Raw genomic sequence first — 15,150 nt, 5'->3', positions numbered from 1 at the left:
TTTAAGGATTTGCGGTTAAAAGTCAATTGTGAATTTGTTTCGGATTAATTTAAATAAAGTATATAAAAAAACCACCCTGTTTAAAAGATGGTTTCTCATTTATTTTACAATTTCTGCGTCGATTACTTTAGTGATTCCCGAATCATACTTTCGTTCGGCTTCCCAAAGTAAGAATTTATCCACTTCTTTGATTAGTTTTGGAATTACCAGTGATAAAACTGCCAAATCATCCAAAACACCCACTACCGGAATCGCCACTTCAGGAATAAGATCGATAGGCGAAAGCACATATACAATACCTAAAAGCGGTAAAATAATGTCCATAGATTTTACAGGATACAAACCTTTTCTCCAAGATTTTATCATTCTGAAAATATCCGGAATTTTTCTCATAAAGCCTTTATGACTTATGGCTTCTTTTGCTACGTGTAATTTTGAATATTTCATTTTGTGTTTAGTTTTAAAATATTTTTTTTAACTGTATAAATTTCGCAAATTCTGTACCAAGTAATTATAAATTTAAGTTAAATAATTATTTAATAATATTGTCAATGAACTGATGCACAGTCTCTGTATTCCAATCTTTGTAGGCATCTTCCTTAATCATGATTCTTCCTGTTTTATCCAAAAGGAAAGTCGTGGGGAACGCTTTTGGCAACAGTTTTTCAGAGATCGGACTTTGGGCGATGTATACAGGAACATTGTAATTATTATCTTTCAGGAATTTTCTTACCGCATCTTCCTGATCATTCATGGCGATCAAAACAAAGTCTACATGGTCTTTTCTTGTGTCATACAATTTCTGGATCGTAGGCCATTCTTTTCTGCACGGAGGGCACCAAGTTCCCCAAAAATTAAGAAAGACAGGCTTGTTTTTAAATGTTTTTAGATTAGTGCTCGGAACATTGATTCCCTTTAATTCTATATCATAATCGTCTTCGCCAATATGTACCGCATTTTCAATAGTGGCAACCGGAAAAAAGGTGTCTTTCAACATAGTTCTTACTCCGGGAATAAATGCAATTCCTCCGATAATAACGATTAATACGAGATAAATTATATTTTTTTTCATTTTTACTTTTAATAAAAATTGTTTGTTTGAGATCCTTCGACTCCGCTCAGGATGGCACTGACTAATTATATCGCTTAAAAATAACAATTAGTATTAGCAATGTCATCCTGAGCGAAGTCGAAGGATTTTTATTTTAAATTAAAGCAATTCTAAAATTTCCTGAACAGCATCTTTTCCTCTATTTTTTGCATAATAAATTTGAAGATCATTATAGAAATTATCTTTCGGATAACCTTCAGGATCTGCTTTATGTTTCATCAACAATTCTTTTCCGTATTGAGGACGCGGGCCCCAAGAATTTTTTACATTAAAATCTTTATCCAGGATAATAACTTTCGGAATAGATTCTGTTCCGTTGGTTTGAAATTGGTTGATTAAACTTTTATCGCTGTCTCTAAGGAAAATTTTAACCTCATTTTTACCTTCAAAAAATTTAACCAAAGCAGGAACAGTAGAGCTTGCATCACCACACCAAACTTCAGAAATAATTAAAATTTTTCCATCGAAATTTTTAGCGGCAAGTTCCTGCAACTGCTCTTCATTTGGGATAAATTTTTTCAAAGTTCTGTCGATTCTCTGAAGTCCCAGTTCGTAATATTGTTTATAATCAATTTCCTGTTGTGTAGCAGGATTTTCAAGTCTTTGTTTTCCGATTTCAAGATATTCCTCGAAAGAAATTCCTTTATCCCAGTAATTTTTCATCTTTATATTTGATTAAAAATTATTAATATTTCTTGTCTTATTAATTAAAAATAAATCTGCCAGTACAAACGCTGCCAAACTTTCAACCACAGGCACTGCTCTCGGAACAACACAAGGGTCGTGACGGCCTTTTCCTTCCACAATCACAGGATTTCCATCTTTATCGATGCTTTCCTGAGGTCTGATAATCGTAGCCACAGGTTTGAAAGCAACACGGAAATAAATATCCATTCCGTTGGAAATTCCTCCCTGAATACCTCCTGAAAGATTAGATTTAGTCGTAAAATCTTCGTTGAAAAGATCATTATGTTCTTTTCCTGTCATTTTTGCACCACAGAATCCGCTTCCATATTCAAAACCTTTTGCAGCATTAATGTTAAGCATTGCTTTTGCCAATTCAGCCTGAAGTTTAGAGAAAACAGGTTCACCAATTCCCACAGGAACGTTTTTAATCACGCAGGTAACGGTTCCTCCAATCGTGTTTCCTTCTTTTTTGATCTCTTTGATTCTCGCGATCATCTTCTCTGCAGTTTCTGCATCCGGACAACGAACTTCATTGCTTTCCGTTTGAGAAAAATCTAAAGCTTGATACGGTTTTTCACAGAAAATATCGCCTACAGAAGAGACATAAGCGTTGATTTCAATATTTGATAAGAGCTGTTTCGCCAAAGCGCCTGCCACTACCCAATTAATAGTTTCTCTTGCCGAAGATTTTCCTCCACCACGATAATCTCTGATCCCAAATTTCTGATCGTACGTAAAATCGGCATGACTTGGACGATAAGAATTCGCGATGTGATCATAATCTTTTGATTTTTGATTTTCGTTTTCGATGATAAAACCAATTGGGGTTCCCGTAGTTTTTCCGTCAAAAATTCCCGAAAGAAATTTTACCGTGTCACTTTCTTTTCGTTGTGTCACGATAGCGGATTGTCCTGGTTTTCTGCGATCTAATTCATACTGAACTTTATCGAGATCAACCGCCAAACCTGCCGGAAAATTATTGATGATTCCACCATAAGCCACACCGTGACTTTCCCCAAATGTTGTAAGACTGAGAAGATTACCTAAAGTATTGAACATAATACAAAATTACCGTTTTTTCTTCAGATAATAAAGTTTCAGGATTTGTTCTATTTATAGTTGTTTTTGATATTATTGATAACTTTTTCCGCTTCTTTCTTCTCTTTTGGTGTTAAATTTTTCCAGATAAATCCTTTTTGAATATTATTTTCATCAATTAATTGTGGAAAAATATTTGCCTTTACATCATCAAAAATAAAACTGGTGGATATGGCGGGAAGTTTTGTATCAAAATTATAAGGATAATTATTTGATATATTGAATTTTAAATTACCAACGTTGAAAGAATTGTATTGATTGTATTCGTAAGTTGACGGTTTGTAAAGTTGTTCTTTATTGAATTTTGCCATGTAATTTCCCAGTCTAAAACTCGGAACCAACTTTTGAACAATGTTCGGAAATGATAAAAACAGAACGAAAAATATACTTAAACCTGAAAATAGTATAATTGATTTTTTCTGATTGATAAGATTAAAAAACATAACAAAAATAATCACGAAAAATACATCAATAAAAAATCTGTATTGTGCTGAAAATAATAAAACTAAAATACTTTTTATAATAATTGAAATACAAATTAGCGTAGGGATTTTATTTTTTTTAATGAATGTAAAAATGATAAAAATTAAAAGGCTGAGAATAAATAAAATATTGATCTTTGATTTGATTCCGTGTAAGAAAAGCCAGTTTTTAATATAATCAAAATCTGAAAACTGCTGAATTTTCGAATAAGAATACTGCATATCATACGTTTTCAAAACAGCATACTGCGAAGATATTTTCAACACTTCAGGATTGGGTTTCCAGGATATTCCTAAATCTCCAATTGCAACGGGGAAAATGGGATAGCCAAAAGTCCATATATTTTTAAGGAAGAATAAAATTAAAATCAAACTTCCCGGAATTAGATTTTTAACATTCAATTTAATAATAAAAATAGAGTAGAGGAAGCTCAATATCGGAAGCCAGATCATCGTTGGTTTGATGGCATAAACAAAAACTGAAAATGCAAAGAGGAAATTTACATTTTTGTTTCCTTTTAAAATTTCATTTAAAATAATTAGTGAAAAAACAATTACGGGTAAATCAGGACTTGGCGATTGTGAGAAAAGTAATAATATCGGAATAAAGCATAGTTGAATCCAGCTTTTCTTTTCTATTACATATATGGTATAAATGATTAATAAAATACCATTCATCCGTAAAAAAGGATCTGAAAAATGTGAAAATCCGGTCTGAAAAATATGCCAGATCGACATTTGCCCAAGTGTAAGATCTAAGTTTGAAATTCCTTTTACCATTCCAAATTCTCTCAACCATTTTATCGTGGGAACGTAATATCCGAAATAATCTAATATATAAGGATGAAATGAAGAACAGAATAAAATGATTAATGAAACTGTACTCAATAATAAAATTTCTTTCTTCGAGAATTGATAAAAGTCTTTATATAATTTATAGTAGAAAAAGGAAAATAATCCTATTGATAAAGTAATTATTTCAGTATAAAAATCAATAGCTCCGAAAAATGCTTTGATTGTTAATAATAAGCTTGTACCTAATATTCCGATTAAAATATTTCTTGAAATACTTTTCTCCTCAGAAAAAAATATGAAAATTTTCCCCAATCCCATTAAGGTCGGAATGATGAGAATGGTGGAAAGAAATAGTAACAGCATAAAAAAGATTGCCTAAAAATAAGCAATCTTTTATAGTTATCGTGAAAATAATATATTATTTAGGCTGTACTCTTCCGTCTTTTCTGTCGCCGGCTCTACCAATGGTATAACCTGTGGCACCACCAACAACACCGCCGATCACAGCACCAAGACCTCTGTTTTTCTTAGCAATAATAGCTCCTGCAGCGGCTCCACCTACTGTACCAATAATCGTACCTTTCGCGGCTTTACTCATTCCTTTTTTCTTGGTTGTGCCTTGGGAAGAGCTGCTTCCGTTATCGGCATAATTACCATTTGAACTTGAAGAATTTCTATCTCTGTATATCGTTTTCGTTTCTCTTATCACTTGTGGTTTAGCATTGCTCGCAGCCGCTTCCTTCGCCTTTTTAGCTTCAACAACGCTGTCTGCTTTTTTCTGAGCTTCATAAGCCATTTTTTCTTTTTCAATGGCTAGTTTCTGTTTCTCAATTTCAAGCTGTCTCATTTGGAACTCCATTTTCTGTTGCTCCAAAGATCTTTCCGCCACCTGATCATCTTTTTTACAGGCTGTCATTAAAAATATTGACAAAAATCCTGTTAACACTAAACGTTTCATAATTCAAATTTTTAGAAGTGAATTAAAAGTCTTGATGACATTTAATTGTGTAAGTATTTTCAATTATAAAGCCAAAACAGAGTTAACTAATGTTAAAAAATTAAAAATTATCTTAAAATGTGTTTTTGATTTTATGTATTGAATATGATATATTATTTATATTGAATTATTTGAAACGATTATAGTTTATATTTTGTTGATTTTTAATTTACAGAGTTGTTTACCATAATAACTTAAAATTTGAATCAATTTTAAAAGAATTGAGAATGTAACATTGAGTTAATCCGGAATTTTCTTTTAATTCATATAAAATTTCTACTTTTGAATTAACCAAATTACATTATTATGAATATTTCAATCATTAAAAGCCTTGCAATAGTAGGGTTTGCGACAGTGTTGACTTCTTTTACGACGACAGATGTTGTGAAAAACGGAAATCTGATCTCGAAAGAAGCAAGCGCATCAAAAACCTATAAAATCAGATACGGTCTTTTGACAAAAAGTGGAACTAAGGTTCTTTCCGGAAATTATGATGTTGGAAGTTTTGTTGCTACCAATACCACAACTGGTGAGACTTTCGACACCTATTACGGTGGTGGTTTTCAATTGTTGCCTGCTTATTCAGAAGGTCTTCCTGAAGGAACGTATGAATTTTATGCCATGCAAGGACAAGGCGGTTGGGTAGGATATGGGTCGGTAACTTCTACGGTGTCAGATGCTCAGGTGGATACTGATGGATATGTAACAATTTATATCCCGATTGCTTGGGAAGAATAGTTTTTCTTTGTTTGATTTATAACTTCCTGTGTTTCTCTACTTAATGAGAAAATTTTTAATCTTCATAAATATTTAATAGTTTTTTATTCACATTTACAAGAAATAAATTGTAAATTTATTCTCCCATTTTATCTAATGCTATTTTTACTATGGAGATTGAAGACTATTCATTTATTATGAAATTTGCTTGTATGCTGATTTCAATCCTGCTGGTTCTTTTAGGCTATTATCAGCTTCTTAAAAGAAAAAATTTTAGGAATGGTTTTCGAACGTACGGTTTTGATATTCCCTATTGGAAAAGGTATAAAAGAGATCGCAGGTAGTATTTACACAAACACAAAATTTACTTTAAAAGACAATTATTAATTTAATTGTCTTTTTTTATGAAAATATTTCATTGAATTATGATTTATGATTCCAATCATAAATTGATTATGGTTTTAAAATTATATTTGTGTGAGAATTAATTGATAGGTATTAATTTATCTAATTAATAATTTTTTTTCATCATTTGTGTTTTTAACCTCCTTCGGGAGGTTTTTTTGTTTTATGACCCGAATCATAAAAATAAAAATGGATATATGATTAAATTTGAATATACTTGAACACAAAGTCCTTATATATGTCACACCTTTACTTTTGAAATTCCCTGTTGAAGGGAATTTTTATTTATTAAACAATAAGGTATAATGACTTACATAATAATATCAAATAAAAAATAACTGGAAAAATCTGTTTATTAAGAAAAAATATCTATATTTGTCCCGAAAATTTTTTTTTCATCATTTGTGTTTTTACCTCTCATATCATATGGGAGGTTTTGTTTTTTTTCAAAAGTTTCAAACTTAACTATTCCACTAAAATTATTACATAGCTTCATAATCGGATTTATTTTATTTTTCCTGAAGTTTCCAATCTATCCCACTATAGTTTTGATAAAAAAGAAAGGCCCGGAAATTTTCCGAGCCTTTACTAATTATTTAGATATGATAATTATTCTTTGATGAACTTTTTCTGAGCCGTACCTTTCACATCTTCGATGTCTATTACGTACACTCCGTTTATCAATTTACTTACATCAATCTTGTTGTTCAAAATCACTCCTGTTGAGATCACCTGCCCGCCCGCATTGTAAAGTTTATAATTAGCTCTTGGGCTAATGTTTTTAACATTCAATATCGTGCTTACCGGGTTTGGATAAATTAAAATATCCGTTTGGTTTGTTGGGTTAGCAATCGGGTTTTTAGTAATTCTCACGGTGTAATCTTCAACTTCTCCATCCTGGAAATTTGTACAGTTTACAGGGATTCCGCCTTTCTGCATTGCTACTCTCATTACTACATATTTATAGTCTGTTAAGCTTACAAAAGCATCTGCCGGAACATTGAATGTACCTGTTACTTTTTCATTTTGATCTAAACCTGCCACGAAGATTCTTTCGTTAATATCGAAAGTTCCGCTTCTGTCGAAATCAATCCAAACTGCAATTCCTGCATCGTTGTTTGTTCCTGAAAGTTTTTTAGAAATTGAAATTTCGTTTCCTGTAGAACCTTGAATCAATTCAATGAATTTCTTTGGATCACCAGTATAATCTGAATAAGTGGAACCTGTTGTCTCATTAATCATTTCCGGCTTGCCATTTGGCTTCACTGTTACATTTGAAATGTAATTCGCTGTTCCGTTTGCAGACTGCATTTGGCAGTAAACAACTGTTGGCGTAGTGAAGAAGTATGGAGGTGTATATGTACCCGGAGTTCCGCTACATACATTTACAACCTGCATTTCATATTTCGTTAATTCTATTAATCCTGTTAATACAACTGTGTTTGTATTTGAAGGAATATTCGTCCAGCTCGGAATACCTACTTTTCTATATCTCACGATATAACTTGCTCCCGGGAAAGGATCCCAAGTTACAGCTGCTGTAGTAGGAGTAATGTTTGTGATGGTAAGTCCCGGAGGAGGTAAGTCACAAATTCTTTCAGTTATAAATACTTTAGGATTAGACCAAGGATTTGGAGTAGTTTCTCCCACACACTGATTGGCAATCTGAACCTCATAAGATGTATAAGGAATTAAACTTGTAAGTGCGTAAGAGTTGGCAGGTGCATTTGGTAATGCAATATCTGCGCTCCATCCTGTAGCTCCACTTCCTACAATTCTGTATCTCATAATATACGTAGCATTAGGAACCACTGGTGCCCAAGTTACCGTAGCTGAATAAGCTGTGATATTAGAGATTGTAATGCTTGGTGGAGTAGGATCACATCTTGTAGAGAATGATGTTGTAGGAGAGAATGTTCCTACCGTAGCTCCACAAACTGTTGCGATTTCTACATCATAAATCGTTGCAGGATCTAAGTTTGTAATCGTTAAAGGAATGTTTGCTAATTGCGTTGAAGCATAAGCTGTTTCCCAAGCTCCAGCTGGTGGCCCTTGTTTTCTGTATCTTACCTGATAAGTTACGTTTGCTACTGCCGTCCAGTTTACTACTGCTGAATTGTGAGTAATTGTTGTAAATGTAGGCGCAGCCGGAACCACTGTAGAACATGGTCTTAATCTTACTGCATAATCTTCAACCTCACCGTTTGCTACAGGAGTTTGGCACATTACCGGAGCACTTGTACGTCTTAATACAACTCTCATAGTAGTTGTTAAAGGTCCGTTGTATGCACTTGCTGGAACATCAAAATACGCTGCAACTGGAGTTGTAGTACTTGCTGCTGAGTTCAAAACAAGTTCTGAAGCTTCAAAAGTACCGTTTCTGTTAAAGTCAATCCAAACAGATACTGCATCACTTTGTGTAGTTCCTGTCCAACCTTTACCAACAGAAACTTGGTTTCCTATTGATCCAATATCAAGGTTGATTAAAGTAGCCGGAGTAGTATAGCTTGTATAGTTATTCTGAACCGTAGTGTTGCTCATTGGTAAGAATCCTACGTTGGCAGAAGTTACCGTAACATTAGCAATATGATCATTCGTTCCATTACCTGTCATTGTACAGTAAGTTAATGGAGGTGTTGTAAATACTGTAGAAGTAGAATAAGCACCTGTAGAACCACTACATGTTGTAGAAATCTGAACTTGGTAAGTCGTCTGCTCTGTTAAACCTGGAATGGTAATGCTGTTTCCTGGAGAAACTACAGTTCCTGCTGCTGTCCAGGCAGTTGTACCCTGAACTCTATATCTGATGTTGTAAGTAGCTCCTAATGCAGGTGTCCAAGTCACAGTAGCTGTAGAAGCTGTAACTGCACCCATCGCAATGTTGCTTGGCGGGTTTGTGGTACACGCTAATAAAGGTTCTCCTTTAAACTGAATTCTAGGAATGTCAGAATATCTGCTGCTTGCCGTTGGCGGGCTTGCAGGATCTGGATTGGTTCCATCTGCATAATAAAGAATACCTCTGTTTGCGCCAGCTGTGTAACCTCCCCAACTTGCTGCTGAACCAGAATATCCTGTTGAATTTTCGTCAACTGCAACAACAATATTGCTGTTCCCATCCCAAATAAATGGTGATGCTAAAGGAATTTCAACCCAAGTACCTGCAGTCATATTAGGTAATGTTCCTGAATAAACTTGCGTTAAACCTGAAAGCGGAACCCAGCTTGTAGTTGTTGCGAAGTTAGCTTGCGTTGTTTGTCCTAAATAAACCACCCATTCATTATAATTTGCTTGAGGTGTTTGAGGTGTAGCTACATAAAATCTGATCGCTGTAATAAAGTTGTTGTTTCCAACAGCATTTGTAAGTTCAGCTTTTGTATAGATTTGTTGAGAATAGTTATATCCGTAGTAAGAATATACAGGAAGATAAGTTGTAACCCCTGTTCCTGTACCAATTTGCCCTGTTGTAAAGGCAGGCCCAGGCATCCAAAGACTCTTATCAGACCCTGAACAAACAGAACGCACCCACCAATAGTAAGTAGTATAAGCTGTTAAACCACTAGGGTTTGCTGTAGTTCCTGCATTGGCAGTACCTACTGTTGCAGCTGTTGGTGCCGTGTTTGTTGTAGAAAGATAATATTCGTATCCGTTTCCTGGTGCCGGAGATGGGCCAGTCCAAGATAAAGATGCTCCGTTTGGAGTTTGAGAATTTACTGTAAGCGCTGTAGGCACATTACAAGTTGGAATATATAAATTCACATTATCCACCGCAATCGGAGGCTGTGTTCCGCCACTTCCATCATTTCTCCACTGGAATACCAAACGCATGGTAGTTCCTGCGAAGCTACTGATGTTAAGCGTTGGGTTCATATAATTTTGCCAAGAACCTTGTAAGTTGATATAATCTGCACCTACATGAATTCTTCCACCTCCTGTTGTAATTAATGTACCTGCAGTTGGTGTATAAGTAGTCGGAACCAACCATACTTTTAAATAGTCATAAGTACTTTCTCCTTGTCCTTTCCAGTCGTAAGAGAAGATAGCTGTTGTTGCTCCTGCAGGAATTGTAATATCTCTGTAGGCATGTACTGTAGCTTCACTTGTTATCGTATAAGCATTAGCCGTTCCGTTATTATTTGAAATATAAAGAGAACCTCCGGTGTTACCCGTTGCCGTTCCGTAATTCCATTTGTTTGTATAAGTTCCGTTTGTAAATCCAAAATCATTACTTGTTGTAAAGTCTTGTGAATAAGGTAATGGAGCAGGAATCTGTGTTGTGCTGAAGTTTCCTCCCGAAAGCCAAACACTCTTGTCTGTTGCACTACAAACTGAACGTACCCACCAATAGTAAGTTGTACTTGGTGTTAACGAAGGTAAAACTGCCGATGTTGCGGGAGCTGCTGTTCCTGTCGTAGCTGCTGTAGGCGCAGTATTCGTTGTAGATAAATAATACTCGTATCCGTTTCCTGGTGCTGTTGTTGGTGCTGTCCAACCAATCGTTGCAGTGTTAGGTCCAATTGCAGAAGTTGCTGGTGCAGAAGGCTGGAAACAAGTTGGAATTAATAATGAAATATTATCCACTGCTGCCGGCGGCTGCGTTCCAAATAAGTCGTCATTCGTCCATTCGTAAACAAGACGCATCGTATTTCCTGCAAAAGTACTTACGTTTAGAGCGTAATTTGTATACGATTGCCAAGTCGTCACCTGATTGAAGTATCCTCCAACCTGAATTCTTCCACCACCTGAAGTAATAGCAGTACCTGCAGTTGGAGTATAAGTGCTTGGAACCATCCAAACTCTTAAATAATCGTATGTACTTTCACCATTGGCTTTCCAATCAAACATAAAGGTAGCCAAAGTAGATCCCGCCGGAATTGTAAAATCTTTGTATGCATGAGATACAGATGTACTACCTGTAGAATATGCATTCGCAGTTCCGCCGTTGTTCGTAATGTAAATAGAACCACCAGGGTTACCGGCTACGGTACCATAGTACCAAACATTGGTTTGCGTTCCGTTTACAAAAGTAAAGTCGTTGGCTGTAGAAAAGTCCTGACTGTACGGTAATGATGTGGCCTGACCATAGGCATTGGGGACGAGTCCAATGTCAAGAAGGCACAGAAGAAGTACTAAAATAGTAGAGAGTTTCTTCATAAGTTGTTGTTGTTATTTATATTAATCTTACAAATTTAAATCGTTTTTTACTTATTTTTAGTATACGTGGCGAGGTTTTTTTTGTAAAATTTATAAATCTTTCTGGTTGAAAATTATTGAAACTGTTATCTAAAAGCGGGATTAACATTAATTTTTTAAGTCTAATATTTGTGAGAATTTAAACAAACGCTTAATCGGTAATTTATTTCTGTTGTTTAATGATTTTATATTCAGTGTTTTATAGCTTGTTTGGACTAAACAGGTATCTATTTCTTATAAATGATTCCCGAAATTGGGATTGAAGAATTATGATAAAAACAGCTTGTATTTTACTATATTTTCAATTGAAATAATATTGATATATTTTGTTTTCTTTCAATAAAAATCATAAAATACGCTTAATCATTTCTAATCATTCAAATTTATTTAGTCTCGAAAAATTGCCGTTGTGATAAATCAGGTTCACTTATTAAGATAAATTGTATCGTCAAAGAAATAGATAGAATTATGTACTGCCCAAGAATTTTTTAGTTTGAAAACTGATTTCAAAGGTTAATTTTTTATTAAAAATATTTAAAATTTATTAAAATATTCTTAAAGTGGGAATTTGAAATAAAATTGGCACAATTTTTCAATGTAGTTATGTAACTCATGTTTAATTTGAGTTTTCATGGTTATTAGTTTTTATCCTCAGAGAAGTCTGAGGATTTTTTTTGTTTTTAATAGTCGAAATCAAATAAGTAATTGTATCTGCTGTTTTCTACCTCTGAAATAAAGTTATAATAATCCGGGAAAATTTGCCCCCTTACATCTTTTACATAGAAAATTTTTCTTTCTGTATCAAAATTAAATTCAATCTTTTTAAAAGCATTTTTTCCGATGTTCATTAGGAAATGATAGATGTTTAAAATGTGTAAATTGTCTTTTTTTAGATAGCTGCCACTGTTTTTACAGATTTTAATACTTGTGGTTTCAATAGTTATAATCGTCATATTAATAATTTTGTGTGCGATAAAATTATTAATATGCTAAACTTTATATTATGATTTAAAGCATAGTATTCACTAATTAGGGTTTTTTTTCGTATATTTGCAATGTCTCTTACTAAGAGACGTTTTTTTTCATCATTTGTGTTTTTATGACCTCCTGTTCTCAGGAGGTTGTTTTGTTTGTGTACTTTTCTTATTTTGATTTAAAAAATTATATAAAAAAATATTTGTAGATAAAAAATACCACAAAAATTCATTTTTACATGAATATAACCTTGACTGGCATAGTGGTTGAATATGATAGAACAACACTTTATTATAATATCTTTCAAATTTTAATCCTTGGCTTCGGTTGAGGATTTTGTGTAATAATCACTATAAAAAACGTCATTAAATTGTGCTTTAAGAAAATATAGAAAAATTGTTATACTTTTGAAAGGGCCTGATAAAATCCTTTATCTGTAACCACAATTCCTACTTTTGCGCGCCATCCTTGAAGGATGTATTCGTTAACTTCTTGTTCTAAAGAATCTAAAAATAAGTTGTGTAATACTTTGTAATTCATAATATTGTTATTAGATCTTCCTAAATATACAAAAAGTGATCGAATTTAAAATTGTGCTAATGAATGGTCAGGAATAATCAACAAAAAACCTCCAATCATAAGATTAGAGGTTTCTGAGGTGCCTAGCGGATTCGAACCGCTGTAGATGGTGTTGCAGACCACTGCCTAGCCGCTCGGCCAAAGCACCGTTTTTACCATTTTTGAGGTGTGCAAATATAGTAAAATTCTTTATTCAACCAAATTTTTTTAAGCAATTTCTTTAGTACCCAAGCTGTCGATTTCACTTTTTATCTGAATTTCAGCTTCATAATTTTTAATATTAATCACGTTGGTGTCGCTCCAGTTGTCGTGCCAACCATTGCCTCCTCCTAAAAATGAAATAGCATCAAACGGTACAACTCTAGATAAACACCTATAAAGTATTTGCTGTCTTGTTGGTTTTTCACCATCTATGCTAATTACTTTTGTATTAGTAACGAGCTTCCCAAGAGATCGACCGTCGGTTAAGCTTTCCCACAAATAATAATAAATTAATATGACAAAACTTCCGCTGAGGTATTCCCATAAAAATCCTCCGTTATTATAAAAGTAAAAGAAATTAATAGAAGTCATATTATAAAGTAGAATACTTGCAGTTGATAAAATGAGGTTGATAACAGATATTGCAATGATGTCTATTAGATAATTGGCAAATCTACTGCCTTTTGACGCTTGATTGTTGTGAACAATTTTTAAATATTTTCTCATGTTGTTATTAGTTTTAAGTTTTTACATTCCGTTTAATAATAATTTTAAAGAAGCATTAGTATCAATCACAGCAGTGATTCCTGTTGAGGTTAAAAGTATTTTAGAGGGCTTTAAATTGAAAACTCTGCCGTTCATTTTTAACCCTTTATAATATTCTTTGTTAAATGCATCTTCAATACTTTTTTTAGCATTTTCTTCTAATTCCTGAGTCGGAATTCCGTATTCCTGCTCAATCATTTTTACAATTTTCCCCTGAAACAAAACCGAAGCCGTTTTATGCAAAATATTCATCGTTTTCAGCTTGAATTTTGTATTCGACAACACAATTTTCCTTTTCATTTCATCATATATCGGAATTCCCGAAATAATCGCGGTTCCTTTAATATAACCTTCTGTTTGGGCTTCAATCATAATTTTATCATCAATTCCGTAGACGCGAATATCCGTTATTTTTACCTTTGAGTTCTGAATATCAAACTCTTTATTCAAAAAAGTCTGCCTTGCAATATTGCTAGCTGCTGTAAAAGGAATATTCGCCGTAGTTTGAAGCGAAAACTGATCTGCCAAATTCTGTGAAAAATTAAAATTAGCCGCAGAATTTATTGTTGGAGAAGCTGCTGGTTTCGCTCCTGTAAAGGTTTCAGAGTATACGTCAATTCCTAAGTTGGTATTGATCTGATTTCCATAAAATTTCAATGGTGTAATATTGACAGCAATCGGCGTCACTTTCAGCCACGTATTATATTCTTCCGAAATATTGAACGGTTGTGAAAAAACATTCCATGCCATCACCGCATATTTTTGAAAATTAAGCTGTGTCGCCATTTGCTGATCAATGGTCTGGCTAAATTTCACCTGCTGTTCCTTCAAACTTTTTTCCACCAAAGAAGTAATCGGAATCTGAATTCTCCCGAAATCAAGCACCGGCTTGGTCACCCATCTGAAACCGTTGGGTTGCGTTTTAGTGGTAATCGTCCAGTTGTTTTTAAAATTTAAGGTCGTATTGAAAGACATCACCGTTTCAAACGTTGTATTCTGATAGCTGTAAACGCCCAACGTTCCTATGCCTTTTTCTGCCCAGATCTTCAGCGGAACTTCGATTAATAAATTATTATTCGTTCCTCCCACAAGACGTATAGCTCGGGTTTTCCAGACTTTTACTTTAAACTGATCGTTATTATTATCGGTATAAGAATCGTCCTGATAAATGAGATCGCCCACCGAAGCGTTGATCATATTGCTGATCTCCAAAAGAGGAATGGTCACCGGCATTGTAATGCTGGATTTTATCTTCGGAAAATTATACGGATTTGGCTGCGTACTTACACTTGTTTGCCCGAAAACACAGGCAAAAGTAAATAGAAATAATATTTTGATGAATTTCAAGTCTTTATGTTTTAATAAGC

The 15,150-nt window shown here is 34.0% G+C and carries 12 protein-coding genes and 1 tRNA gene; 1 reads left to right on the top strand and 12 read right to left on the bottom strand.

All coding sequences use genetic code 11. From position 1 onward, the window contains the following. Nucleotides 1-99: 99 nt before the first annotated feature. The 6 genes from OXQ85_RS01835 to OXQ85_RS01810 form a co-directional block, all read right to left on the bottom strand. Nucleotides 100-447 carry a DUF1232 domain-containing protein gene (locus OXQ85_RS01835; RefSeq protein WP_267401985.1) on the bottom strand — a complete coding sequence of 116 codons (348 nt, stop codon included), beginning with the start codon at nucleotides 445-447 and terminating at the stop codon, nucleotides 100-102. A gap of 85 nt (nucleotides 448-532) precedes the next feature. Continuing rightward, nucleotides 533-1,072, bottom strand: a complete 540-nt coding sequence (locus OXQ85_RS01830) for a TlpA disulfide reductase family protein (protein WP_267401984.1) — start codon at nucleotides 1,070-1,072, stop codon at nucleotides 533-535. A gap of 138 nt (nucleotides 1,073-1,210) precedes the next feature. Further along, the gene (locus OXQ85_RS01825) at nucleotides 1,211-1,774 is read right to left on the bottom strand and encodes a thioredoxin family protein (protein WP_267401983.1); all 564 of its coding nucleotides are present in this window, start codon (nucleotides 1,772-1,774) and stop codon (nucleotides 1,211-1,213) included. 12 nt (nucleotides 1,775-1,786) lie between these two features. Further along, nucleotides 1,787-2,857: a chorismate synthase gene (gene aroC / locus OXQ85_RS01820; protein ID WP_267401982.1), complete on the bottom strand. Its 1,071-nt coding sequence runs from the start codon at nucleotides 2,855-2,857 to the stop codon at nucleotides 1,787-1,789. 50 nt (nucleotides 2,858-2,907) lie between these two features. Next, a complete protein-coding gene (locus OXQ85_RS01815; RefSeq protein ID WP_267401981.1) occupies nucleotides 2,908-4,536 on the bottom strand; it encodes a hypothetical protein in 1,629 nt (542 codons plus the stop codon). Between the two features lie 55 nt (nucleotides 4,537-4,591). Further along, entirely contained in the window at nucleotides 4,592-5,131 is a 540-nt protein-coding gene (locus OXQ85_RS01810) for a YMGG-like glycine zipper-containing protein (RefSeq protein ID WP_267401980.1), read from the bottom strand. Nucleotides 5,132-5,476: 345 nt separating this feature from the next. Between OXQ85_RS01810 and OXQ85_RS01805 the strand changes: the two genes are divergently transcribed. Then, nucleotides 5,477-5,908, top strand: coding sequence for a hypothetical protein (locus tag OXQ85_RS01805; RefSeq protein WP_267401979.1), 432 nt, complete (start codon nucleotides 5,477-5,479; stop codon nucleotides 5,906-5,908). Between the two features lie 993 nt (nucleotides 5,909-6,901). On the opposite strand, the gene OXQ85_RS01800 is transcribed toward OXQ85_RS01805, so the two are convergent. The 6 genes from OXQ85_RS01800 to OXQ85_RS01775 form a co-directional block, all read right to left on the bottom strand. Beyond that, on the bottom strand, nucleotides 6,902-11,443 hold the full coding sequence (locus tag OXQ85_RS01800; RefSeq protein ID WP_267401978.1) for a fibronectin type III domain-containing protein: 4,542 nt from the start codon (nucleotides 11,441-11,443) through the stop codon (nucleotides 6,902-6,904). A gap of 719 nt (nucleotides 11,444-12,162) precedes the next feature. Next, nucleotides 12,163-12,435 carry a hypothetical protein gene (locus OXQ85_RS01795; protein ID WP_267401977.1) on the bottom strand — a complete coding sequence of 91 codons (273 nt, stop codon included), beginning with the start codon at nucleotides 12,433-12,435 and terminating at the stop codon, nucleotides 12,163-12,165. Nucleotides 12,436-12,856: 421 nt separating this feature from the next. Next, the gene (locus OXQ85_RS01790; protein ID WP_267401976.1) at nucleotides 12,857-12,997 is read right to left on the bottom strand and encodes a hypothetical protein; all 141 of its coding nucleotides are present in this window, start codon (nucleotides 12,995-12,997) and stop codon (nucleotides 12,857-12,859) included. Between the two features lie 116 nt (nucleotides 12,998-13,113). Beyond that, nucleotides 13,114-13,184 (bottom strand) — tRNA-Cys (locus tag OXQ85_RS01785). A gap of 59 nt (nucleotides 13,185-13,243) precedes the next feature. Then, nucleotides 13,244-13,744 (bottom strand): RDD family protein, encoded by a 501-nt coding sequence (locus OXQ85_RS01780; RefSeq protein WP_267401975.1) that lies wholly within the window; start codon nucleotides 13,742-13,744, stop codon nucleotides 13,244-13,246. 21 nt (nucleotides 13,745-13,765) lie between these two features. Beyond that, on the bottom strand, nucleotides 13,766-15,130 hold the full coding sequence (locus OXQ85_RS01775) for a DUF4403 family protein (protein ID WP_267401974.1): 1,365 nt from the start codon (nucleotides 15,128-15,130) through the stop codon (nucleotides 13,766-13,768). Nucleotides 15,131-15,150 lie beyond the last annotated feature (20 nt).

It is taken from the genome of Chryseobacterium sp. GM_Chr_2, from assembly GCF_026540445.1.
In the GTDB taxonomy this organism is placed as follows: Bacteria; Bacteroidota; Bacteroidia; order Flavobacteriales; family Weeksellaceae; genus Chryseobacterium.
Note: the sequence above shows the minus strand (reverse complement) of the source record. Positions and strands in the feature narration are given on the sequence as shown.